Source organism: Bradyrhizobium sp. Kon10 (genome assembly GCF_055807395.1).
The window spans coordinates 1-256 of record NZ_JBVVOZ010000291.1 but is presented as its reverse complement, the minus strand read 5'-3'; the positions used below and the strand labels follow the sequence as shown (position 1 = coordinate 256).

Annotated in this window: 1 protein-coding gene; it reads left to right on the top strand. The window is 68.4% G+C overall.

Annotation, left to right across the window (positions count from 1 at the left end; translation table 11 throughout):
- On the top strand, positions 1–256 hold a 256-nt coding region (locus tag AC0L2O_RS37080), incomplete at both ends, for a dihydrofolate reductase (RefSeq protein ID WP_473373241.1).

Below are 256 nucleotides of genomic sequence, written 5' to 3'. Positions count from 1 at the left end.
CACGATCGGCAAGCCCGTGATCATGGGCCGCAGGACCTTCGAATCCTTGCCCCGGCCGCTTCCCGGCCGCACCAACATCGTCGTCACGCGCGATGCGGATTATCGCGCCGCCGGCGCCATCGTCGCGACATCGACTGCCGCCGCAGACGCCATCGCGCGCGGCGATGCCCTGCGGCGTTCGGTCGCCGAGATCGCCGTGATTGGCGGCGCCGAAATCTATCGGCAATGGCTCGATCGCGCCGATCGCCTCGAAATC